Below are 19,538 nucleotides of genomic sequence, written 5' to 3' on the forward strand. Positions count from 1 at the left end.
TTACTAACTGTTTACAAAATAGGTAATTGATGTAATTGTTTAGTATGTAAAACAATCAATAAAGCATAAGGAAACGCTGTGAAAGCCCTCTATTTATTACTCCCATTAACTTCATTACTTGCGGCATGTGGAGCAACACCTACGACAGAGGAAACTGTTGAAAAGCTAGATTATATAGATTTATCAAGTGTTGAGCTGCGCGATAGGGTGAAAGACTATTGGAATATTTTAACAAGAACAGAACCACAATATCCAATAGCTGCTGCAAAAAAAGGTCTTGCAGGTTGTGTAGAACTCATGACTATCATTAATTCTGAGGGTAGGGCGCAAGGATATAAAGTAACCTCCTCATATCCTAAAGGGTTATTTGATGAAGCCGCAGCTCAATCTTTAAGTACATGAGCCTGGTTGCCTACTAACGTAAATGTAGCTAAACAGCCTGTTCTTACTCATATTAGAATTGATTTCACTATTGACTCAAAACCAGTAGGTGAAAAATATTTAAAGAATTGTCCGGCTGGCGAAGCATTTTAAATAACGGGAGAAAGAAGAAAGTCATAAGATTTTAAGTGGAGTATTTATATATCTCACTTTGGTGGTGCGTTTGCATAACAGGTAATTGATGCAACTACTTAAAAAATTATTTATAACGAATTAATAAGGGAATGCTATGAAAGCTCTCTATTTATTACTCCCTTGAGCATGATGCTGACAGCCTGTAGCTCAATGTCTGATAAACAAGTAAACGATGAAATGCCGAGTTTTATTGATTTATCAAGTCCTGAACTGCGAAGTAAGGTAGGTGAATACTGGGATGTTGCTAAAAGAGTTGAGCCGCGATGTCAGATAGAAGCTGCAAAGAAAAGTATTTAAGGCTGTGTTGAGTTTGCTATGTTAATTAATTCACAAGGTGAAGTCCAAGGGTATAAGGTTGTCTCGTCTTACCCTGAGGGCGTGTTTGATATTGATGCGGCAGCTGCTGTGGGTTTATGGCGCTGGAAACCGACAGTTGAAAATACGAGTAAGCAACCGATTCTAACTTATCTCAAAATGGATTTTATGGTGAGCCCAAAACCTACTGATGCAGAGTACTTAGCGCATTGTTCTAAAAATAAAGTCTGAACGTAATTAATAGTATAAATATAATAAGCTAGGTGTTTGTGTACCTAGCTATAAGACTACTTACTTGCATATAAACTGTATTCACTTAGCGTTAGCTTGCCGTCTTTGTCTTGATCATAGCTTGAAAATCGAGACCACAAAGCGGGGTCTACAGCGGTTTCTGAACGTGTTAAAAAACCATCCTGGTTTCTATCAAGTTTTTCAAATTGCTCTGCAACATTGTTGCTTGCAGCAAAGCCTAATGTGCTAAAAATACTAAACGCAAAAAGCGCTATATAGCTTGTTTTTTTCATGAAAAATACTCAGTAGAGGTTATTGGTAAGGTAATTTTTAAATTCGATTAACGAAATTTGGTTATCTTGGTTTTTGTCCCATTTTACAAATGTGTTTAATAGTTGTGGTTGGGGATCAAGTTCGTCATGCGTTAAATAGCCACTTTTGTCGCTATCGAGGTGATCAAAGCGTTGCTTTACATCAAGTGCAGCGGCATCAAAGCTTAATAGCATTAAGATGCTTATAGTAAGGGGAAGTATCTTCATGGTGTTCCTTCCAAAAGATGTATTTAAAGTTTGTGGCTAAAATAAAGTGAAAAGGAAAAAGCACTTGCCGTAATTTAACTCCCAACATTAAATCCTTTTACACACTCCCTCAGGGATTATGGCAAATGCTTTTAATTCCAGTTTACCTATAACAAGCTTAAGTAAAGCTTAATCAGTAATTACTCATTAAGGTTTAAAGCTTTCAAATTCTTTTTTTGAGACCTTTTCATCACCGTCTTCATCTAAGTCGGCAAATTGTCTCATTACTTCCTTGTCTTCCTTTGCTTCTGCAATTGATATTTGTCCGTCCATGTCTTTATCTAAGTGGGCAAAACGCACATTTGTTGGCGATGCAATTACGGTGGCACTAATTGCTAAAAACATTAATGAAAAAGCGGCTATAAGTTGTTTCATAATCACGTTCCTTATTAAATGAGTTTATTGAATAAATTTTTTGAATTCATCTAGCGACAATTGCCCATCTTGATTAGTATCAATTTGAGAAAAATTCTCGTGTAACACAGCATCTTCACCTGCTTCGGCTTCACTTAATGTGCCGTTACTGTCTTTATCAAGTTCGTTAAAAGTCGCGTGAACGTCCATTGCGTGTGCATTAGCGCCTAAAAAGCCTAAAGCCAGTAATGATGAAACTACTAAAATGCGTTTGTTCATAATTATTTCCTTATTGATTAAAGTTAGTAACAGCATTACAAAAATGATGCCAATAATAATTATTATTAATTTTCAAATGCTTAGCGTTTTAACTTGAGGGGAGTGAGAATTTTTTACGGGGTTTATTGTAATTTTTGTATGTCTTTTGCAACACTATGTAGCGAGGTTAAAGAGATGTTCTTAAAATCAATGGCTTACGCTGTCTCTATTTGGCGACACATTGTTTTTGTAGCACTGGCTGTTAATCGTATTAAATATAATTGCTGGTTCAGCTAGTGTATAAGGTAAGCACTTAATAATAGAACGCTTAATTTAAAAGGACTAAACGAAATGCCAGCAACCATAGCTAAAAAATACCAAGCAATGCTTAACTGGCGGCCTAATTTAATCGGGCAATTTGCAATGAGTATGCTGCTTTCACTACTCCCGCTTTCTATAGTGGTGATTGTATTTTTAAATGCGCTTAACAAGCAATTAGCTATTACTCAAAGTATTGTGAGTAACAATTACCAAGTTACTAAATCGTTTAATACTCTAAAACAAGAACTCAACAGTCTTGAGCGGGCCACTAGGCAAAACTGGGTATTAAAAAGTGAATCGCTTGATAAGCTCATTGTTGATAAATGGCAATCATCCCTGCAAAGCATTGATGAGCTTAAATTTGTAAACATGAATAAAGATTATACCCACCAATGGCAACGCTTATATACCACCTTACAAACTGCGCATGTTGAATTGGTTGAGCAAAAACAACAGCAAGCTGAGTTGTTTGTGCCAGTGAGCGATTTAGTCGCTGAACTTACTTTATGGTTACGTGATAAAAACGAAGCGCAAATTACCAATAACCAAAATGAGCTGACAAGCTTGCAAGCCTCATTTATAAACTGGCTGGTGGCACTTATTCCACTTACTTTAATTGTAGGTGGTGGTTTTTTATGGCGCATAAGTGGGCGACTAAAAGGGTTAACCACGGTTATTGATAAGTTAGGACAGGGACATTGGCAGCAAAAAATATCAGTTAAAGGTTCCGCTGAGCTAGTTGAGCTAGGAGAGAAGCTTCAGTGGGTGCAAGAGCAACTACATATGCTTGAGCAGCAAAAAGATACTTTTTTACGCCATGTCACCCATGAGCTAAAAACGCCGCTTGCTTCAATGGTTGAAGGCACTGACTTATTAACTGATGAAATAGTAGGCCCAATTACTGCTGAGCAAAAAGCAGTGCTTGAGCTCATTAGTCAATCTATGGTGCGCCTTCGCACAATGATTGACAGTTTGCTGAGTTATAATGCGATTCGCACCAGTAAAGACAGCTTAAGCGAAGTTGAATTTAGTCTCCTTATTAATAAAATAAATAGCCATTTTGAGCATCGCTTAAGTGCGCGTGAGCAGGCTCTGCAATGGAAAAATGACTTACCAAATAAACCGCTTGCTTTACCTAGTGAGCTTATTGAGATGATTTTAATTCAGCTTATCTCAAATGGCTTAAAATTTTCAGAAGATAAGCAAAGCGTTACTATTAATTTAGCGCTTGAGCAAAATCAACTTTGTATCGCTGTGCTCGATAGAGGGTGCGGTATTAAAGAGCAAGAAAAAACTCAAATTTTCAGCGCATTTTATCAAGGTAAACACAGTAAAAATGTTACGCTGCAAGGCAGTGGGCTGGGCTTAACTATTGTAAAAGAGTCTGTTGAACAGCTAAGAGGTACACTTACTGTTGAACATAATGAACCACATGGTTGCCGGTTTTCAATTAAAATTCCCATAACAAAAAATCTAGGAGTTAATTAACATGCGCTTGCGTTTAATCGCTATTTTATGTGTGCTCAGTAGCAGCATGGTTATATCTGGTTGTGAAATTAATAATGGGCAAGAAGAGCGTGTGTCAATTACACCAGCACCTGTGGTCGATACTAAAATAAAAAACGACAAAAACAGCAAACCAAGCCCAAAACCCAGACCAAAAATAGAACCTAGCTACCCTCCAGCAGAGCAAGTTATTGCATGGCACGCTAATCAGTGTGGCGGATTTAAATTGGTGCCAAAAAAAGATATTTTTACAGGCGAAAACGACCTTAAACGCTTTTTTAAATTTATGTGCTTAAACATAAATGATGATCCAAATACAGTAATGACTAAGTTGCTAAAACTCGATCTTGCTTACTTTTGGCCTGATGACATAAAGCAATATTTATGGCTTCAAAAGCAGCAAGTAACTATGCAAATAAATGCTAAAAAAGAGCAGCAAGCACTTAATAATAAAATGCAAGAAACCCTCTCATCGTTAGCAACGATTGAGCAGCAACTTTTACTACGAGAAGAAACGAAGGAGCAGTAACTATGGCCGCAACTAAAGTACAAGGTGCAAAAGTATTACTCGTTGACGACGACGCTAGCTTATTAAAACTGCTCGCTATTCGTATTGAATCAAAAGGATACGAAGTAACAACCTGCGAAAGCGGCTTAACCGCACTGCAAATACTTAAAAGCCAAGTGTTTGACGCCGTAATAACCGACTTACGTATGGATGAAATGGATGGTATGGCACTGCATCGTCAGCTGCAAAGCCGTTACCCTGCATTACCTGTCATTATGATGACAGCGCACGGCTCAATTCCTGATGCAGTAGAGGCAACTAAGCAGGGCATTTTTGCATTTATAACTAAACCAGTGGATAAAGATGAGCTATTTGACAGCCTTGCTAAAGCGATAGAAATTCATGGTGTTAACGCCGATGAAGCTGCACCTAAAAGTAATATAGTTACGCGCAGTGGTGCAATGCTGCACTTGTTAGAGCAAGTAAAACTACTTGGGCCAACGCAAGTTAATGTACTTATTTCGGGGGCTAGTGGTACTGGTAAAGAATTACTCGCACAGGCGATTCATCAGCATAGCCATGTAAGCGGTGGCCCTTTTGTTGCAATTAACTGCGGTGCTGTACCAGGGGAGCTTTTAGAGTCCGAATTATTTGGTCATAAAAAAGGCTCGTTTACGGGTGCAATTAAAGATCACCAAGGTTTGTTTCAACAAGCACAGGGTGGCACGTTATTTTTAGACGAAATTGGCGATATGCCGCTTAACTTACAGGTTAAGTTACTGCGCGTATTACAAGAAAAAACAATTCGCCCAGTAGGTTTTCAAGAAGAGGTAGCAATTGATGTACGCATAGTGTCGGCAACACATAAAAATCTTCCTGAAGCTATTTTAAACCAGCAATTTAGAGAAGATTTATACTATCGCTTAAACGTAGTTAATTTAAAATTACCGCCACTGTGTGAGCGCCGCGAAGATATAAGCTTATTAGCACAGCACTTTAGTGCAAGCATTGCTAAGCGCATGAACCAAACTGAAAAACACTTTGCAAGCGATGCTATGCATGCGCTTGTACGTTACGACTGGCCAGGTAATATCCGCCAATTACAAAACGTAGTAGAGCAGGTTGTAGCATTAACGCCAAGCGATGTTATTTCAGAGCATTTAGTGTTAGCTGCGCTAAATAGTAACGAAACAAACGTAGAACCATTATCACTAAACGACGCTAAAAAAGAGTTTGAGCGCGACTATGTAATTAACACTTTAAAAATGGCAGGTGGTAACGTAGCTGAAGGCGCTAAGCTTGCCAAGCGCAATCGCTCAGATTTTTATAAGTTGATTAAAAAGCATAATATTGATGTTGATAATTTAGGTTAAGGAAAAGCATGCAGTTATTTATGGTGTATTTAGGTGGCCGGATTCAAGGTTGCCACATTGAAATGCATGATATTCGTTTTGTAGTAGGGGAGAATATAGAGCAAACCTACTCAAAGTTAAAAAGCCAGTGGGTAGGAGACAGAAGTAGTGTTCACATGGATAGCTACATGGCAATTAATCATATTGATGGCTTTAAAGTAGAAGTTGTTGATAGCTATGTGGAGCAAAATAAACAACTCTATTTTGTAAATTTAGGCGCTTACAGAAGTGATTCAATGGCTGAGCAACATGACTTTGCACTGTATGTTGCAAGCAGTAGCCATGAAGCTAAAGAGCGCGCTAAAAACGATTTGCTCGCAGGGCTTAGTCATATTCATAAAGATGATTTACATGATGTGGACGATTGCTTTGCCATTGATTTACTCGACAGCCAGCTAAACATTAAGCTCACGCCCAGCGGTATATCGCAGCCGATAAAGCCAGACTGGTTTGGCTATCACATACTTTAAATTATAATAAGTAGCTAAAACAGAGTTGGATTAAGAGTCCTGCTCGTTTTGCTCATCTTTTTCGCTTTTAGCCGCCATTTTAAACGCCACAATAACCAACCCAAACATAGCAAACGGCAGTGCTGCCAACATGTATTCAACTACATTACTGTCTTGAAAATTTGCTTGTAGTAAAAAGTGACCCGCCACACACATTAAAATAACCACTAATAAAATGGGTAGTAACATGAGTTCTTTTTTTGATGAATGGCTTTTCATTAATTATGAGGCTATAGCTAAAAATAATGCGCCATTGTAATGAGCTTACTTAAGCTTGGCAAATACCGCAGAATTTTTTAATTAATGATATGATTAGCGTCAAACAATTGGGCAAGTGTTATTGGGAATAAAGTGAAAAGTAACTTAAAACAAGTTTACCTCGTTGGTGGTGCAGTGCGCGACAAACTGCTAAATATAAAATCAAAAGATAACGACTATGTAGTGATTGGGGAAACACCAAAAACGATGGAATCGCTTGGTTTTGTGCCAATAGGTAGTGACTTTCCGGTTTACTTACACCCAAAAACAAAAGAAGAATATGCACTAGGGCGCACAGAGCGTAAAAGTGGCAAAGGCTATACAGGCTTTGTGGTTGATGCCAGCCCAACCGTTACGCTAGAAGAAGATTTAGCAAGGCGTGATTTGACCATAAATTCAATGGCGCTTGATGAACACGGTAATATTATTGACCCGTTTAATGGCCAAACTGACTTACAAAATAAAACACTGCGCCACACCACTGAGGCATTTGTAGAAGACCCTGTTCGAGTGCTGCGTATTGCCCGTTTTTTAGCGCGCTATGGCAGTGATTGGCGTATTCACCCAAGTACCTATGCATTAATGCGCGAGCTTAAAAATAAAGGTGAGCTAAATCATTTAGTATCTGAGCGCGTGTGGCTTGAAACTGAAAAAGCACTGGGTGAAAAGCACCCTGAGCTTTATTTTGAAGCACTGCAAGGTTTAGGTATTTTTCCAGAACTTGAGCGCATGGTTAATGTACCGCAACCGGCAAACCATCATCCTGAAGGGGATGTATTTGTTCATACTATGTTGGTACTTAGGCGTGCAGCTGATTTAAATTTTAACTTAGAAGCACGTTTTGCTGCACTTACCCATGATTTTGGAAAAGCGCTTAGTTTTAAAAAGCATGGAAACCTACGTGGGCACGAACGCGAAGGTGTTGCAGTTATTGAGGCGTTTTGTGAGCGCTTAAAAGTGCCTAACCGTTTTCGTGATGTTGGCGTACTCACCAGTGATAATCACACCCTTTGCCATACAATTGATCAGTTAAGGCCGCAAACCATTCACAAGCTAATAGTGACTAACTTAAATGCGTTGGTACACCCAGAACGTTTTATAGCGTTTACCCAAGCATGCCAATGTGATGCACAAGGGCGTGGTGAAACACTGGTCGATAAGCCATACCCGCAAGCAGCTAAGCTGCGAGCAATTCATACTGAACTGCAAAAAATGGATAAGAAACAAGTAGTGCAAGATGCACTTAAAAATGGCAAAAAAGGCCCTGAAATAGGCGAAGAAGTAAAACTTGCAGAAATAAACTGCATTAAAGCATTTTTAGAACATGAGAAGTCCCAAGCGTAATAAAATTAGACTAAGTAGTGCGATACACCTTGGTTTTTAGTCGCGTCGTGCTTTCTTAGCTCTTTGTAATTGGTGTTTTTTGGTTTTACCTCTTCAGACTTGGGCTTTTTAGAGGGCCTGTATAAGTCAAAAATAAAGTCTAGTTCTTCACGCTCTAGTGATGGTTTCATGAGTATTCCTTCAATTCAATACTTTAATATGATGTAGGGTATGGTCATTCGACTGAATAAAAAGTGAATAGTTACATTTGAAGTTGTACTAAATTGTAACCGGCGGGTTTTAAGGGATGAGAGGGGTTTATTTGTTAATTTATATGGGGTTAAGATAAATTAAAGTAACTCTTTTTAACTAAAAATATACAGCTGAATTTAATTTATTACGTACTTACTATTTGCATATAATGCAGTGGCTATAAATATAACGGTACAAATATAACGGTATAAATACAGCCCTAACCATTAGCTAACGGCAGTGTTACGGTAAACACTACACCATTACCTTGCTCGTTGTTTTGCGCGGTTACACTGCCTTTATGGTAATCGCACACCAGCCTTACAATATAAAGCCCTAACCCCAAATGTGGCTGTTGCTGCATTTGCTGGCTACGTACCGACACCATTGAATCAAAAATATGCTCAGTGAGTCCTTCAGGTAAAGCAGGACCAGTATTACTCACTGTTAATGTTGCTTTATTTTCGCTCTGCTTAAGGCTTACATTAATAGCCGTATTGGCTTTGCTGAACTCCAGCGCGTTACTAATAAGTTTATCAAGCAGCTGAGCTATAAACTCCGGTGCACCTTGCATAGGTAATTTGCTTTGGCATACATCAAGCGTAAATAACTGGTTTGGGTAAGTAAGCTGATAGCCTTGCATGCAACCATTTATTACTTTTTGTAAATCAAAAGGCTCAGACTCGTTACTTTGAATACTTTGCTCAAGGCGAGTGGCTTCGCTCATGGTGGTTATTATTTTACCTAAGCGTTTAACGCCTTCACTGGCGCGGTCGAGGTATTTTTGGCTCTGCTCGTTCTGTGGCAAGCTTTGTAAGTTTTCAAGTGACGAGCGCACTACGGCAACCGGCGTGCGCAGCTCATGAGATAACCGCGACGACATATTTTCTAAGTAATCGGTATAGCCACCAAGTCGGCTCACAATGTTTGAAAAACTACGAGACAGATCCCCAATTTCATCGTTAGCATCGCTGTAATTAATACTGCCGGTAACACGCCCTTGTGCATCAATTGCTTGCTCAGCGGTATCGCGCAGCCGCCTAATTCGGTTCGATATACGTGAGGCAAAAAAGAACAAGGTGACAGTACCAATTAGCATCACGGCTAAAATAACGTTAAACAGTTTTTCGAGTGATTTGTTACGCAGCGTTCTTACACCGTTTGTGGTTTCCTCTGCTATTACCGCGCCAATTACTTGGTCTTGAATCCAAATAGGGTAAGCGGCCGATAAAATAACGGCTTTGCTGTCGGGAGTTAAGCGCCAAGACGATGCAGGTTGTCCTTTTAATGCTTTCGCTAAATGTGTGCCCTGCATAGAAGCTACATCGTGCAGGGTATCTAAAAACTCATTTTCGGGGCGCGTTAATATTTTATAGTAAATTGGGTGTAAGTAATTTTGCTCAAAGCGCTGCCACCAAGTTTCAGGTGCTTTGTTAGCAAGTCCATCAGCCCATACGCCATCTGCATTTTGAATAGTACCCGATTGCGCAAGTACACGATGATGGTTATCAACCACCCAAATGCGGCTACCACTGTGGCCCATACCTTTTAAAATACGGCTAATTTCTGGAGAAGGGACTAATACTGAGCCTAAATCGTTTGGGTTATTTAAGTTTGAGGTCGACATTATTTTAGGCTCTAGCAATGCCTCTTTACTATCAATGTCAACAATAGCAAAGCCAAGTTTGTTGCCCAGCATGCTAATTGGAAAGCGCAGCTCTACGTTATAACCTGATTCGGTACTTTCAAAATAGCCCTGAATTTTTGTAAAAGGGGCTTTGGTATTTGCATCAAACGCATTAACCCAGCCATCTTGGCGTGGCGCAATTATATAGGTATTAAATTGGCCGTCAGGTGTTTTTAAGCCAATTTGTAAATAATCGTTATTGGTAATGCTTAAACTATTTTTAGCGCGATAAATAAGGGTATTGTCGGTGACTTTAAATGCGGCGTATAAGTAGTTATCAAACTTGCCAACCATATGATCAAACGATAAGTCACTGGCTTGATGTTTGTTATCTGTTTTTTGTAAATAGCGTTTGTCGTAGTGCCAAAATAACGGCTGGTAACTTTCCCAATCGTTAAGTTTACCGTCGAGCTGAATAGGGTTTTTAAGATTATAAGCGTATAAATCGCGACCTTTTACAACTTGGTCTAAAAAGTTGGTTTGCTCGTCAAATAATGCAGGGCGCTCATGTAATGCAGTAGCAAGTGCACGAGTGGTGCCTACGAGGGTTTTTTCTTGGCCTTGGCGTAAAAACTTTTCCATTTCCCATACGTACTCGTAGCCAAGCCACGGCAGCAAAAACAAAAAACATGAAAGTAATATAAATTTACTGCGCAGACCAAATCGTAGCATTAGTGTTGTTCCCACCGATAGCCCATGCCATACACGGTATCTATGCAATCAAAGGTGCTGTCGAGTGCTATAAACTTTTTACGAATACGTTTTACGTGGGAAGTAATAGTGCTGTCGTCTACATAAATTTTTGCATCGCTCATTAAATCGTTACGGCTTTTAACATGGCCTGGTCGCTGGGCGAGTGAATGCAGCATCCAAAATTCGGTTACGGTTAAATCAACTAATTGTTGCTGCCAAAATACCTGCATACGTTGCGTGTCGAGCGTTAACTGCCCGCGTGTTATGAGTGCATTTGCATCAGCGGGTTGTTCAAGTGCTTCCATTCGGCGAAATAGCGCACCAATACGTGCAGCCAAGTGAGCCAAGCTTATGTCTTTTGTTAGGTAGTCGTCGGCGCCCATGCGTAGGCCGCATACGGTATCTATTTCGCTATCGCGGGCGGTTAAAAAAATAATAGGCAGTGTTTTAGAAAGCGAACGCAATGTTTGGCACAGTAAAAAACCACCATCTATTTCATGGCCTAGGCCAATATCAACAATGGCTAAATCGGGCAGGGCATTTTTAAATTCAGCTTCAGCGCTAGCGCGATCGGCAAAGCCACTTACTTGGTAGCCCTGTGCACTCAACATTTCTATGTAGTTTTCGCGGATTGCGGGTTCATCTTCAACGATGGCTATTTTTTTCATCTTAATCATTATCCTATCGGCTCTGTTGTGCACTATATCGAAGTTTTTAAGCTAAGTACGCTTAAAAAGGCAATTGCCATTTTTTTGCCACAATTGCTCAGCAGTTTGCCATTTTTGATCCCCTTTGTTGCCACTTGAACTTGTTTTAATAGGTCCATCAAAACAAAACATCACAAATTAAAAAGTAAGTTTAAGGAGCACATCATGAAGAAGACATTAATTGCGTTAACACTCGTTGCTATTTTTTGTACTCCAGCAATTGCCTCAACATCTAACACGCCATCAAAAGAAGCCCATAAAGAAACGGCTATTGGTTTAGGTGCAGGCGCTATTATTGGCGGCGTAGTAGGCGGGCCAATAGGCGCGTTTATTGGGGCATTTGCCGGTGGTTTAATAGGTGATTCAAAAGTAGCTGATAACAAAATTGCAGAGCAAGAGCGTGCAATTACGGTTATGAAAGAAAAAACCAGCGATTACCAACACGTGCTTAACCACAATAATATGTTAGAGCAACAGCTAGAAGTGCTTGCCAATCAAAATGAGCAGTTAACTCAAGTTCAAATTAATAACTTATTGGCGATGACGGTGCAATTTAAAACAGGTTCAAGTGTTATTGCCCCGCATTTTGCACTGCAGTTAGACCAACTCGTTACCTTGTTAAACAACCAACCACAACTCGCACTTGATTTAAGTGGCTTTGCCGATCAGCGCGGCGATGAGCAAGCCAACCTTTTACTTTCTAAAGCGCGTGTAAATGCCGTGCAAAGCTATTTAATAAAGCACGGTGTGAGCCACAAACGTTTAAGCACGCAGGCATTTGGCGAGCAGCAAACATTGGCTAACAGCAACACGGTGGAAGATAACTTTTTTGATAGACGCGTAACGCTTACCACTCGCTCAATGAATCCAGTAAATGGCCAAACGGCGAGTAACTAAATCTAACTGAATCTAAGTAAAACAAAGCGTTCGATGGAGTGATTTTATGTTGAGTAAACCGACCAAAATGCTTACTAAAGTAAGCATTTTTATATTCATAGCGATTGTGCTGTTAGCGAGCTTCAAAAGCCATGCGCAATCACCCAAGTTAGAGCTTTTTGATAGCAATGGTGCGCCAGCAGGCCCAGCAATAATATTAAAAAGCGACGCCAATATGACCTTAACTGGCCTGATTAATCATGTTGTAGTCACGCAAACCTATCAAAACGAAAACCCGTTTGCGGTTAATGCGCGCTACGTTTTTCCATTGCCTGATGAAAGCGCCGTACATGCCATGACTATGCGTATAGGTGAGCGAGTCATTAAAGGCCAAATTGATAAAAAGGTAGAAGCCGAAAAAAAATACGAGGAGGCTAAAAAAGCAGGTAAGCAAGCGGCCCTTGTACGCCAGCAACGCGCCAATATGTTTATTACGAATGTGGCAAATATTGGCCCTGGTGAGCAAGTAATTATTGAGCTTGAGTATCAAGAAATAATTGATTACAGCAGCGGTACATTTGCTATTAGATTTCCTACTACCATTACACCGCGTTATCACGCGATTAGTGGTGAAGTTGAGGTTAATACTCAGAACCAAACGCACGTTAACTCACTCCCAACGGGATGGTTAAGCCCTGTTTACAGTATTAAAAGCAGTAATCAAAATGATAACGTACCAAGCAGCCAATTTAGCTTAAACATAGATATAGACGTAGGCTTAGAGCTGGTGGATATCAGTTCTAAATTTCACAATGTTGATGTGCAAAACACCGCGTTTGGACAATATAAAATAGCGTTAAATGAGACAAATGCAGTTAATCGCGACTTTGTACTTGAGTTTAAACCGCTGCAAAAAGAGCAAGCTCAAGCTGCATTTTTTACTCAGCAGTTTGAAAATGGTGACCGATACGGGCTTGCTATGCTAATGCCACCAGGGGATCACTTTACACAAACTCAACGCTTACCTCGTGAAATGGTATTTGTAGTTGATACGTCAGGCTCTATGCACGGGCAATCTATGGAGCAAGCTAAAAAAGCCTTGTTTTATGCGCTGTCATTACTCGATAGCGACGACAGCTTTAACATTATTGGTTTTGACAACATAGTAACTCCAATGAGCGATAAGCCACTTATAGCCAGCGACTTTAATTTACGCCGTGCAGAGCGATTTATTTATAGCCTAGAAGCCGACGGCGGCACTGAAATACAAGGTGCGCTTGATGCCGTACTTGATGGTAGCGAGTTTGATGGTTTTGTACGCCAAGTTGTATTTTTAACTGATGGCAGCGTAAGCAACGAGGACGCATTGTTTAAAAATATTCAAAGTAAGTTAGGTGATAGCCGCTTATTTACAGTGGGTATTGGCAGCGCACCGAATAGCTTTTTTATGCGCCGAGCGGCAGATATAGGCAAAGGCTCATTTACGTTTATAGGCAGCACAAGCGAGGTGCAACCTAAAATGCAGCAGTTGTTTGATAAGCTTGCACATCCGGCTATTACTAATTTGGCGCTAAGCGATGAAAGCGGTAAAAGCTTAGATTTTTGGCCATCACCACTACCTGATTTATATTTTGGCGAGCCTATTATGGTCGCTATAAAACTTAATAATGCTAAAAATGTGGTACTTGCTGGGCAAACAGCACAAGGTCCTTTAAGTATTAAATTAAGCACACAAAATAGCTCAAACGCTCAAGGTATTGCAAAACTATGGGCGCGCCAAAAAATCAAGTCATTACTTTTATACAACGAGCAAAGTACGGTTAAAGATGAAGTACAGGAGCTTGCGCTTACTCATCAATTACTTAGCCCGTTTACTGCTTTTATAGCGATTGAACAAACTCAAATAAAAGAAGTGGCAGAGCAAACGGCGCAAGCTACTAATGCATTACCACAAGGTATGGCAATGCGTTTACCGCAAACCGATGGGCAAAGCAGGTTACATATATTACTAGGCTGTATTTTATTATTGGGATTTGGCGCCCTTAAAATAAACCGATCATTTAAATTAAGCAGGGCACGTAAATGAAAAAGTGGCTAAGCGTGGGCTTACTAATAGCTGGGCTTGGATTATTTGGTCACGGCGCTTATATGCAGGCAAAAGCATGGCTTGCTCAAGTATTAATTGAGCAAGCATGGCAAGAGGCGCTTAAATCACCAGGCACTAAAGTAAAACCGTGGTATTACGCCGACAGCTACGTGACTGCAAAAATTGATTGGCCAAGTCATAATAAAACATTAAGTGTATTGGCAGGAGCAAGCGGGCGTAACTTAGCGTTTGCGCCTAGCCAATTTTTACCCGCAGGGGAGCTGGGCGGAAAAGAGTTTGGAAACGAAAAAGGCGCGCTAATAGCAGGGCATAACGACACCCACTTTGCATTTTTACAACACGCCAAAGTGGGAGAGGCGTTTACTTTGCAACTGCAAAGTGGGGTGATTCAAAATTATAAGGTAACGAGGATTGAGGTTATTCATCAATCCCAAAACTCATTTTTACAAACACCTGGGCTGTATTTGCTTACCTGTTACCCTTTTGATTCACTTGCCTCGGGTACTGATTTAAGGTTGCTTGTATCTGCGCAAATGTCTTCGCCTGATTCGCTAAGCGGTATATCAACCACGAGTTCTTGATGGCGCTGGCTTACCATTACGCCAATAAATACCACAAATATGCTCAGCCATTGCCAAACGTTGAGCACTTCGCCCAAAATAATAGCTGACAAAATAAGTGTAAAAATAGGAATTAAATTAGAGTACGCAGCAGCGGTTAATACTGATACTTTGCTAATTGCATAGTTGTACATGCCGTAGCCGCCAAGGGTTACACACGAACCTAAATACAAAATGCTCATGAGCGCAGTTAAGTCGTGCTGGTTTTCGCTTGGTAGGTCGATAAAAAATAAAAATGGCGCAAAAAACAAGCTGCCGCTAATACCTTGCAAAGCAATTAAAGTCAGGGGCGAGTAGCGATTAGCTAAATGTTTAATACTTACGGTATAAAATGCAGCGCACACCATCGCCATAAGCTCTAAAAAGTTACCTAGTAACGGATTAGGTGCTTGGTCGGTACTTGGTGAAAGAAGCGTAAGTAAAATACTGCCGCCTATACACAGCGTAAAACCGACAACAATGGCTTTGCTTATATGCTCTTTAAGTAATACAAAGGCAAGCAACGCAATAATAATAGGCAAGCAAGAGACAATAACACCAGCCTGCGAGGCTGATGTGTATTCCATTGCATGGCCTTCAAATAAAAAGTATAAGCAAGGCTCAGCAAGCGACATACCCACTAAATACTTCCAGTCACCTTTTAAGTACTCAAACCGAATAACGTAGCGCCATAAACAAAGCGACAAAACTAAAGTGGTGAGCATGCGTAAAAATATCACCAATGCAGGGTCGTAAATAGCAATGGCGTATTTGAGCGCAATAAAAGAGCTGCCCCATAAAAAGGTGGCAATAATTAAACATAAACTGGCAGGCATAGAGAGTAATTTACTTAATTTAATAAAATCAGATCCTAGCATGAAAATTTTTAACTTGTTCAAAAATACCGAGCTGGTATAAATTAATTCATCTTTAATTAATCAATAGTAAAAAGCACATGCAAAGGGAACAGGTAATAGTTGTAAAGCTTGGTACAAGCGTACTAACTGGCGGCACCGATAAGCTAGACAAAGCACATATGGTTGAATTAGTACGCCAATGCTGCGAGCTTAAAAAGCAGGGGCATCAGGTTATTTTAGTGTCGAGCGGCGCGGTAGCTGCTGGGCGCGAACAACTATTAAAACCCTGTGGCAGAAGCTTAATTGATAAACAAATGCTTGCTGCAATTGGACAAGGTCAACTTATTCATATTTGGCAGAGCTTGTTTGCTTTATATGGGGTAAATGTAGGGCAAATGCTGCTTACCCGCGCTGATGTAGACGACAGAGAGCGCTACCTTAATGCCCGCGATACACTCAATGCGTTATTAAATTACGACGTTGTGCCCATCATTAACGAAAATGACGCAGTCGCTACCAGTGAAATAAAAGTAGGCGACAACGATAATTTATCGGCACTTGTCGCTATTTTGGCTAATGCTAATAAATTATTGCTACTTACCGATCAAGAAGGGTTATTTACCAGCGATCCTCGTACCAATGCCGATGCTACCCTCATTGGCGAAGTAACACATATAAACGATGAGCTGCGCCAACTTGCTGGTGGCAGTGGTACAAACTTAGGTACTGGCGGCATGGCAACCAAATTACAAGCAGCCGACATCGCAAGGCGCGCAGGTGTTGAAGTTATTATTGCTAAAGGCGCAGGTAAAAACGTTATTTTAAAATGTATGAGTGACGAGTTACCTGGTACACGCTTTTTAAAACTCACCGCCCCAAAAGATGGCCGTAAAAAATGGCTACTAGCTGGGCCTAAAAGTACCGGCCAAATTGTTATAGATACAGGTGCTATTAGTGCCCTTCAAAATAAAGGTGCAAGCTTACTTGCTAAAGGCGTTACTAATGCATTTGGACGTTTTGAAAGAGGCGATTTAATTGATTTAATAGATACTAAAAATCAAGTAATTGCACGTGGCTTAACGCGTTTTAGCAGTACCGAGGTAAATAAAATCAAAGGCGCACATTCAAATCAAATAGGTGAGTTACTTGAATACGATAGTGGTGCAGAAGTATTGCATCGCGACGACTTAGTATTACTTTAATACCTATTCTAAAGGATTAGTTAATAAGTATTACCTCATAACTTAGTAAATTCATGAGTATTGTCTAGACTAATAAAAGTTTAATTAGTTTAGGCAGTGTAATGAAGGCAAATAAGTGTGGGCACGAATGGATTATTAAGCTTACCCAGCAAGAGGAAGAAAGTGATTTAGATAGCGCATTAATACAAATAATTGGCGACTTGCTCGAAGTTGATAATTTTGCCATTTACGTCAGTAAAAATTTTTCAGCCCCCATACCCCCTACTCTTATAAATTCAAATAGTAATTTAGAGCAATTAAGCCCAGATGAAGCATCATTGTTATTACAAAAGGTCACTCAAAATAAAATTAGGGTGAGCTATGCCTTTAGTAGCACAACAAGTTACGTGCCTATTTATCATTTTGGAAAAGTAGTCGGCACTTTATTAATAGAAACCGAGCAAGAATTACCAGAACGAACAACTATGTTAGCTGTACATATTTTAAATATTTATGCTAATCAGCTTGGGCTATTATATAAGTCGCGGTTAGATCCACTTACAGAGCTTTTAAATAGGCAAACATTTGATAAAAAAGTAATTGAGATTGTATCGGGTAACGGTTTTTTGTTACCAAGAAATGATAACAATAAAAAGCGACGTTGGTATTTAGCTATTGCCGATATCGACAACTTTAAAAATATTAATGATAACTACGGGCATGTAATTGGCGATGAGGTTATTTTACTTGTTGCACGGCTACTAAAAAATAATTTTAGAATTGAAGACTATGTATTTAGGTATGGTGGTGAAGAATTTGCTATGTTATTTCAAGCAAAAACAGAGGGTGATGCACATGTTGCACTTAACCGGTTACGCCTTAATGTTGCCCAATACCCTTTTCCACAAATTGGCCAATTAACCATTAGCATTGGTTTTTTAGAGTTAGTGAGTATTGATACTGTATCGAGTATTGTAAACCAGGCTGATTTAGCGCTTTACTACTCTAAAAATACTGGTCGTAATAGAGTTACCTCCTACAGTGAATTAGAAGTTAATAACGAACCAAAGATAGATAACAGTATTGAGCTTTTTTGATTGTAAATTTGTGCTAAAATCTGGCTCCTTAAATTGTTGTAAGCAGAGCACAGAACATGAAATTAGTTCGTTGGTTTTTAGGTTGTATAATCTTATTCTTTAATTTTGTATTTACTCCTCGCAGTAAAAAGCGTGCAAGCGACGAGCAAGCACAGCTTGATCAGCAAACCTCACAATTTAAACTGTACCAATTTAAAGCATGCCCGTTTTGTGTAAAAGTACGCCGCGCTATTAAGCGCGAAGGCTTAAACATAGAAACGCGTGATGCAAAAAATAATGAGCAATATCGTCAAGAGCTTCTTGAGCAAGGCGGCAAAGTTAAAGTGCCTTGTCTGCGTATAGAGAAAAATGGCCAAGTACAATGGCTGTATGAATCAAACGATATTATTGCTTACTTAAACAAAGTAGCTGCATAAACCACTTTTATTATCTCACTTATTTAAAGAGAATTTACCATGACAATTCGCACCCGTGTTGCCCCGTCGCCAACTGGTGACCCGCATCTTGGCACCGCTTATATCGCCTTATTTAACTACTGTTTTGCTAAACAACAAGGCGGTGAATTTGTACTTCGTATAGAAGATACAGACCAAGTACGTAGCACGCCAGAGTCTGAACTTGCGATTATGGATAGCTTACGCTGGTTAGGGCTTGAGTGGGATCATGGTCCTGATGTGGGTGGCGAATTTGGTCCTTACCGTCAATCTGAGCGTAGCGATTTATATAAAAAATACGCGCATCAGTTAGTTGACGATGGTAAAGCGTTTTACTGCTTTGCAACAAGCGAAGAGCTTGATAAAATGCGTGAAGAGCAAATGGCAGAAGGCTTGCGCCCTAAATACGACGGTCGTGGTTTAAACCATACAGATGAAGAAATTAAAGCAAACTTAGCGGCAGGCAAACCTTACGTTATACGTATGAAAATCCCAAGCGAAGGCACATTTAAGTTTAACGACTACCTACGAGATGAAATTGAGATCCCGTGGGAAAACGTAGACATGCAAGTGCTTTTAAAAGCGGATGGTTTCCCAACGTACTTTTTAGCGAACGTAGTTGATGACCACCATATGCAAATTAGTCATATTTTCCGTGGCGAAGAGTGGATTAACTCAGCACCTAAGTTATTAAAACTTTACGAAGATTTTGGTTGGGAAGCGCCAGTACTTGGTCATTTACCATTACTACGTAACCCAGATAAATCAAAGCTATCTAAGCGTAAAAACCCAACGTCTATTAACTACTATAAAGAAATGGGTTACCTGCCAGAAGCCGTGCTTAACTACTTAGGTCGTATGGGTTGGTCAATGCCAGATGAGCGTGAAAAGTTCACACT

The 19,538-nt window shown here is 39.9% G+C and carries 24 protein-coding genes; 15 read left to right on the plus strand and 9 right to left on the minus strand.

Going from position 1 to position 19,538, the window contains the following annotated elements; genetic code table 11:
• Positions 1-78: 78 nt before the first annotated feature.
• From H5159_RS21200 to H5159_RS21115, 3 genes are all read left to right on the plus strand, one after another.
• On the plus strand, positions 79-402 hold the full coding sequence (locus H5159_RS21200; RefSeq protein WP_310742398.1) for an energy transducer TonB: 324 nt from the start codon (positions 79-81) through the stop codon (positions 400-402).
• A gap of 324 nt (positions 403-726) precedes the next feature.
• A complete protein-coding gene (locus H5159_RS21110; protein ID WP_240915858.1) occupies positions 727-873 on the plus strand; it encodes a hypothetical protein in 147 nt (48 codons plus the stop codon).
• Between the two features lie 18 nt (positions 874-891).
• A complete protein-coding gene (locus H5159_RS21115) occupies positions 892-1,122 on the plus strand; it encodes an energy transducer TonB (protein ID WP_240915857.1) in 231 nt (76 codons plus the stop codon).
• A 56-nt stretch (positions 1,123-1,178) separates the two neighbouring features.
• Here H5159_RS21115 and H5159_RS18890 read toward each other — a convergent pair whose 3' ends face one another.
• From H5159_RS18890 to H5159_RS18905, 4 genes are all read right to left on the minus strand, one after another.
• The gene (locus tag H5159_RS18890; protein WP_002961647.1) at positions 1,179-1,415 is read right to left on the minus strand and encodes a calcium-binding protein; all 237 of its coding nucleotides are present in this window, start codon (positions 1,413-1,415) and stop codon (positions 1,179-1,181) included.
• Positions 1,416-1,424: 9 nt separating this feature from the next.
• Positions 1,425-1,661, minus strand: a complete 237-nt coding sequence (locus H5159_RS18895) for an EF-hand domain-containing protein (RefSeq protein ID WP_182694203.1) — start codon at positions 1,659-1,661, stop codon at positions 1,425-1,427.
• Between the two features lie 186 nt (positions 1,662-1,847).
• Complete coding sequence (locus H5159_RS18900; protein ID WP_024597597.1) at positions 1,848-2,075, minus strand: hypothetical protein; 228 nt, start codon at positions 2,073-2,075, stop codon at positions 1,848-1,850.
• A 24-nt stretch (positions 2,076-2,099) separates the two neighbouring features.
• Complete coding sequence (locus tag H5159_RS18905) at positions 2,100-2,333, minus strand: EF-hand domain-containing protein (protein ID WP_024598657.1); 234 nt, start codon at positions 2,331-2,333, stop codon at positions 2,100-2,102.
• 330 nt (positions 2,334-2,663) lie between these two features.
• Here H5159_RS18905 and H5159_RS18910 point away from each other — a divergent pair, with 330 nt between their 5' ends.
• From H5159_RS18910 to H5159_RS18925, 4 genes are read left to right on the plus strand one after another with little or no spacing between them, the layout of a single operon-like run.
• The gene (locus H5159_RS18910; protein ID WP_182780831.1) at positions 2,664-4,121 is read left to right on the plus strand and encodes a sensor histidine kinase KdpD; all 1,458 of its coding nucleotides are present in this window, start codon (positions 2,664-2,666) and stop codon (positions 4,119-4,121) included.
• 1 nt (position 4,122) lies between these two features.
• Entirely contained in the window at positions 4,123-4,668 is a 546-nt protein-coding gene (locus H5159_RS18915) for a hypothetical protein (protein WP_024598655.1), read from the plus strand.
• A gap of 2 nt (positions 4,669-4,670) precedes the next feature.
• The gene (locus H5159_RS18920) at positions 4,671-6,020 is read left to right on the plus strand and encodes a sigma 54-interacting transcriptional regulator (protein ID WP_182692549.1); all 1,350 of its coding nucleotides are present in this window, start codon (positions 4,671-4,673) and stop codon (positions 6,018-6,020) included.
• 8 nt (positions 6,021-6,028) lie between these two features.
• The gene (locus H5159_RS18925) at positions 6,029-6,529 is read left to right on the plus strand and encodes a DUF1543 domain-containing protein (RefSeq protein ID WP_002961636.1); all 501 of its coding nucleotides are present in this window, start codon (positions 6,029-6,031) and stop codon (positions 6,527-6,529) included.
• 30 nt (positions 6,530-6,559) lie between these two features.
• Here H5159_RS18925 and H5159_RS18930 read toward each other — a convergent pair whose 3' ends face one another.
• Positions 6,560-6,787, minus strand: coding sequence for a hypothetical protein (locus H5159_RS18930; protein WP_024597601.1), 228 nt, complete (start codon positions 6,785-6,787; stop codon positions 6,560-6,562).
• 132 nt (positions 6,788-6,919) lie between these two features.
• Here H5159_RS18930 and H5159_RS18935 point away from each other — a divergent pair, with 132 nt between their 5' ends.
• Positions 6,920-8,170 carry a multifunctional CCA addition/repair protein gene (locus H5159_RS18935; RefSeq protein WP_024597602.1) on the plus strand — a complete coding sequence of 417 codons (1,251 nt, stop codon included), beginning with the start codon at positions 6,920-6,922 and terminating at the stop codon, positions 8,168-8,170.
• A gap of 5 nt (positions 8,171-8,175) precedes the next feature.
• Here the strand turns inward: H5159_RS18935 and H5159_RS18940 are convergent, their stop codons facing one another.
• From H5159_RS18940 to pdsR, 3 genes are all read right to left on the minus strand, one after another.
• A complete protein-coding gene (locus H5159_RS18940; protein WP_182196201.1) occupies positions 8,176-8,340 on the minus strand; it encodes a hypothetical protein in 165 nt (54 codons plus the stop codon).
• 281 nt (positions 8,341-8,621) lie between these two features.
• Entirely contained in the window at positions 8,622-10,760 is a 2,139-nt protein-coding gene (gene pdsS, locus H5159_RS18945; RefSeq protein ID WP_182780832.1) for a proteobacterial dedicated sortase system histidine kinase, read from the minus strand.
• Positions 10,760-11,449: a proteobacterial dedicated sortase system response regulator gene (gene pdsR, locus H5159_RS18950; protein ID WP_182752470.1), complete on the minus strand. Its 690-nt coding sequence runs from the start codon at positions 11,447-11,449 to the stop codon at positions 10,760-10,762. Before pdsR ends, pdsS begins: the two co-directional genes overlap by 1 nt.
• A 204-nt stretch (positions 11,450-11,653) precedes the next feature.
• Here pdsR and pdsO point away from each other — a divergent pair, with 204 nt between their 5' ends.
• From pdsO to H5159_RS18965, 3 genes are read left to right on the plus strand one after another with little or no spacing between them, the layout of a single operon-like run.
• Positions 11,654-12,385 carry a sortase-associated OmpA-like protein PdsO gene (gene pdsO, locus H5159_RS18955; RefSeq protein WP_182780833.1) on the plus strand — a complete coding sequence of 244 codons (732 nt, stop codon included), beginning with the start codon at positions 11,654-11,656 and terminating at the stop codon, positions 12,383-12,385.
• Between the two features lie 46 nt (positions 12,386-12,431).
• Positions 12,432-14,450 carry a marine proteobacterial sortase target protein gene (locus H5159_RS18960; protein ID WP_182780834.1) on the plus strand — a complete coding sequence of 673 codons (2,019 nt, stop codon included), beginning with the start codon at positions 12,432-12,434 and terminating at the stop codon, positions 14,448-14,450.
• On the plus strand, positions 14,447-15,052 hold the full coding sequence (locus tag H5159_RS18965; protein WP_182780835.1) for a class GN sortase: 606 nt from the start codon (positions 14,447-14,449) through the stop codon (positions 15,050-15,052). The genes H5159_RS18960 and H5159_RS18965 overlap by 4 nt, the downstream gene beginning before the upstream one ends.
• Here the strand turns inward: H5159_RS18965 and H5159_RS18970 are convergent.
• Positions 14,947-15,906 (minus strand): DMT family transporter, encoded by a 960-nt coding sequence (locus H5159_RS18970; protein WP_024597327.1) that lies wholly within the window; start codon positions 15,904-15,906, stop codon positions 14,947-14,949. The two genes, H5159_RS18965 and H5159_RS18970, sit on opposite strands and share 106 nt — an antisense overlap.
• A gap of 119 nt (positions 15,907-16,025) precedes the next feature.
• Between H5159_RS18970 and proB the strand changes: the two genes are divergently transcribed.
• The 4 genes from proB to gltX all read left to right on the plus strand — a co-directional run.
• Positions 16,026-17,129: a glutamate 5-kinase gene (gene proB / locus H5159_RS18975; RefSeq protein WP_182681788.1), complete on the plus strand. Its 1,104-nt coding sequence runs from the start codon at positions 16,026-16,028 to the stop codon at positions 17,127-17,129.
• Between the two features lie 101 nt (positions 17,130-17,230).
• Positions 17,231-18,205, plus strand: a complete 975-nt coding sequence (locus H5159_RS18980) for a GGDEF domain-containing protein (protein ID WP_182780836.1) — start codon at positions 17,231-17,233, stop codon at positions 18,203-18,205.
• A gap of 56 nt (positions 18,206-18,261) precedes the next feature.
• Positions 18,262-18,621 carry a glutaredoxin domain-containing protein gene (locus tag H5159_RS18985; RefSeq protein WP_002961611.1) on the plus strand — a complete coding sequence of 120 codons (360 nt, stop codon included), beginning with the start codon at positions 18,262-18,264 and terminating at the stop codon, positions 18,619-18,621.
• A 39-nt stretch (positions 18,622-18,660) separates the two neighbouring features.
• Positions 18,661-19,538 (plus strand): glutamate--tRNA ligase (gene gltX / locus H5159_RS18990; RefSeq protein ID WP_182780837.1); only part of this gene is annotated, 878 nt, incomplete at its 3' end.

Origin of the sequence: Pseudoalteromonas sp. SG43-1 (assembly GCF_014164415.1) — a bacterium.
Classification (GTDB): Bacteria; Pseudomonadota; Gammaproteobacteria; order Enterobacterales; family Alteromonadaceae; genus Pseudoalteromonas; species Pseudoalteromonas distincta.

Coding starts and splice junctions, on each gene's coding strand:
- H5159_RS21110 (WP_240915858.1), top strand. CDS start 727: ATGTCTGATAAACAAGTAAACGATGAAATGCCGAGTTTTATTGATTTA.
- H5159_RS21115 (WP_240915857.1), top strand. CDS start 892: ATGTTAATTAATTCACAAGGTGAAGTCCAAGGGTATAAGGTTGTCTCG.
- H5159_RS18890 (WP_002961647.1), bottom strand. CDS start 1,415: ATGAAAAAAACAAGCTATATAGCGCTTTTTGCGTTTAGTATTTTTAGC.
- H5159_RS18895 (WP_182694203.1), bottom strand. CDS start 1,661: ATGAAGATACTTCCCCTTACTATAAGCATCTTAATGCTATTAAGCTTT.
- H5159_RS18900 (WP_024597597.1), bottom strand. CDS start 2,075: ATGAAACAACTTATAGCCGCTTTTTCATTAATGTTTTTAGCAATTAGT.
- H5159_RS18905 (WP_024598657.1), bottom strand. CDS start 2,333: ATGAACAAACGCATTTTAGTAGTTTCATCATTACTGGCTTTAGGCTTT.
- H5159_RS18910 (WP_182780831.1), top strand. CDS start 2,664: ATGCCAGCAACCATAGCTAAAAAATACCAAGCAATGCTTAACTGGCGG.
- H5159_RS18915 (WP_024598655.1), top strand. CDS start 4,123: ATGCGCTTGCGTTTAATCGCTATTTTATGTGTGCTCAGTAGCAGCATG.
- H5159_RS18920 (WP_182692549.1), top strand. CDS start 4,671: ATGGCCGCAACTAAAGTACAAGGTGCAAAAGTATTACTCGTTGACGAC.
- H5159_RS18925 (WP_002961636.1), top strand. CDS start 6,029: ATGCAGTTATTTATGGTGTATTTAGGTGGCCGGATTCAAGGTTGCCAC.
- H5159_RS18930 (WP_024597601.1), bottom strand. CDS start 6,787: ATGAAAAGCCATTCATCAAAAAAAGAACTCATGTTACTACCCATTTTA.
- H5159_RS18940 (WP_182196201.1), bottom strand. CDS start 8,340: ATGAAACCATCACTAGAGCGTGAAGAACTAGACTTTATTTTTGACTTA.
- pdsS (WP_182780832.1), bottom strand. CDS start 10,760: ATGCTACGATTTGGTCTGCGCAGTAAATTTATATTACTTTCATGTTTT.
- pdsR (WP_182752470.1), bottom strand. CDS start 11,449: ATGAAAAAAATAGCCATCGTTGAAGATGAACCCGCAATCCGCGAAAAC.
- pdsO (WP_182780833.1), top strand. CDS start 11,654: ATGAAGAAGACATTAATTGCGTTAACACTCGTTGCTATTTTTTGTACT.
- H5159_RS18960 (WP_182780834.1), top strand. CDS start 12,432: ATGTTGAGTAAACCGACCAAAATGCTTACTAAAGTAAGCATTTTTATA.
- H5159_RS18965 (WP_182780835.1), top strand. CDS start 14,447: ATGAAAAAGTGGCTAAGCGTGGGCTTACTAATAGCTGGGCTTGGATTA.
- H5159_RS18970 (WP_024597327.1), bottom strand. CDS start 15,906: ATGCCTGCCAGTTTATGTTTAATTATTGCCACCTTTTTATGGGGCAGC.
- proB (WP_182681788.1), top strand. CDS start 16,026: ATGCAAAGGGAACAGGTAATAGTTGTAAAGCTTGGTACAAGCGTACTA.
- H5159_RS18980 (WP_182780836.1), top strand. CDS start 17,231: ATGAAGGCAAATAAGTGTGGGCACGAATGGATTATTAAGCTTACCCAG.
- H5159_RS18985 (WP_002961611.1), top strand. CDS start 18,262: ATGAAATTAGTTCGTTGGTTTTTAGGTTGTATAATCTTATTCTTTAAT.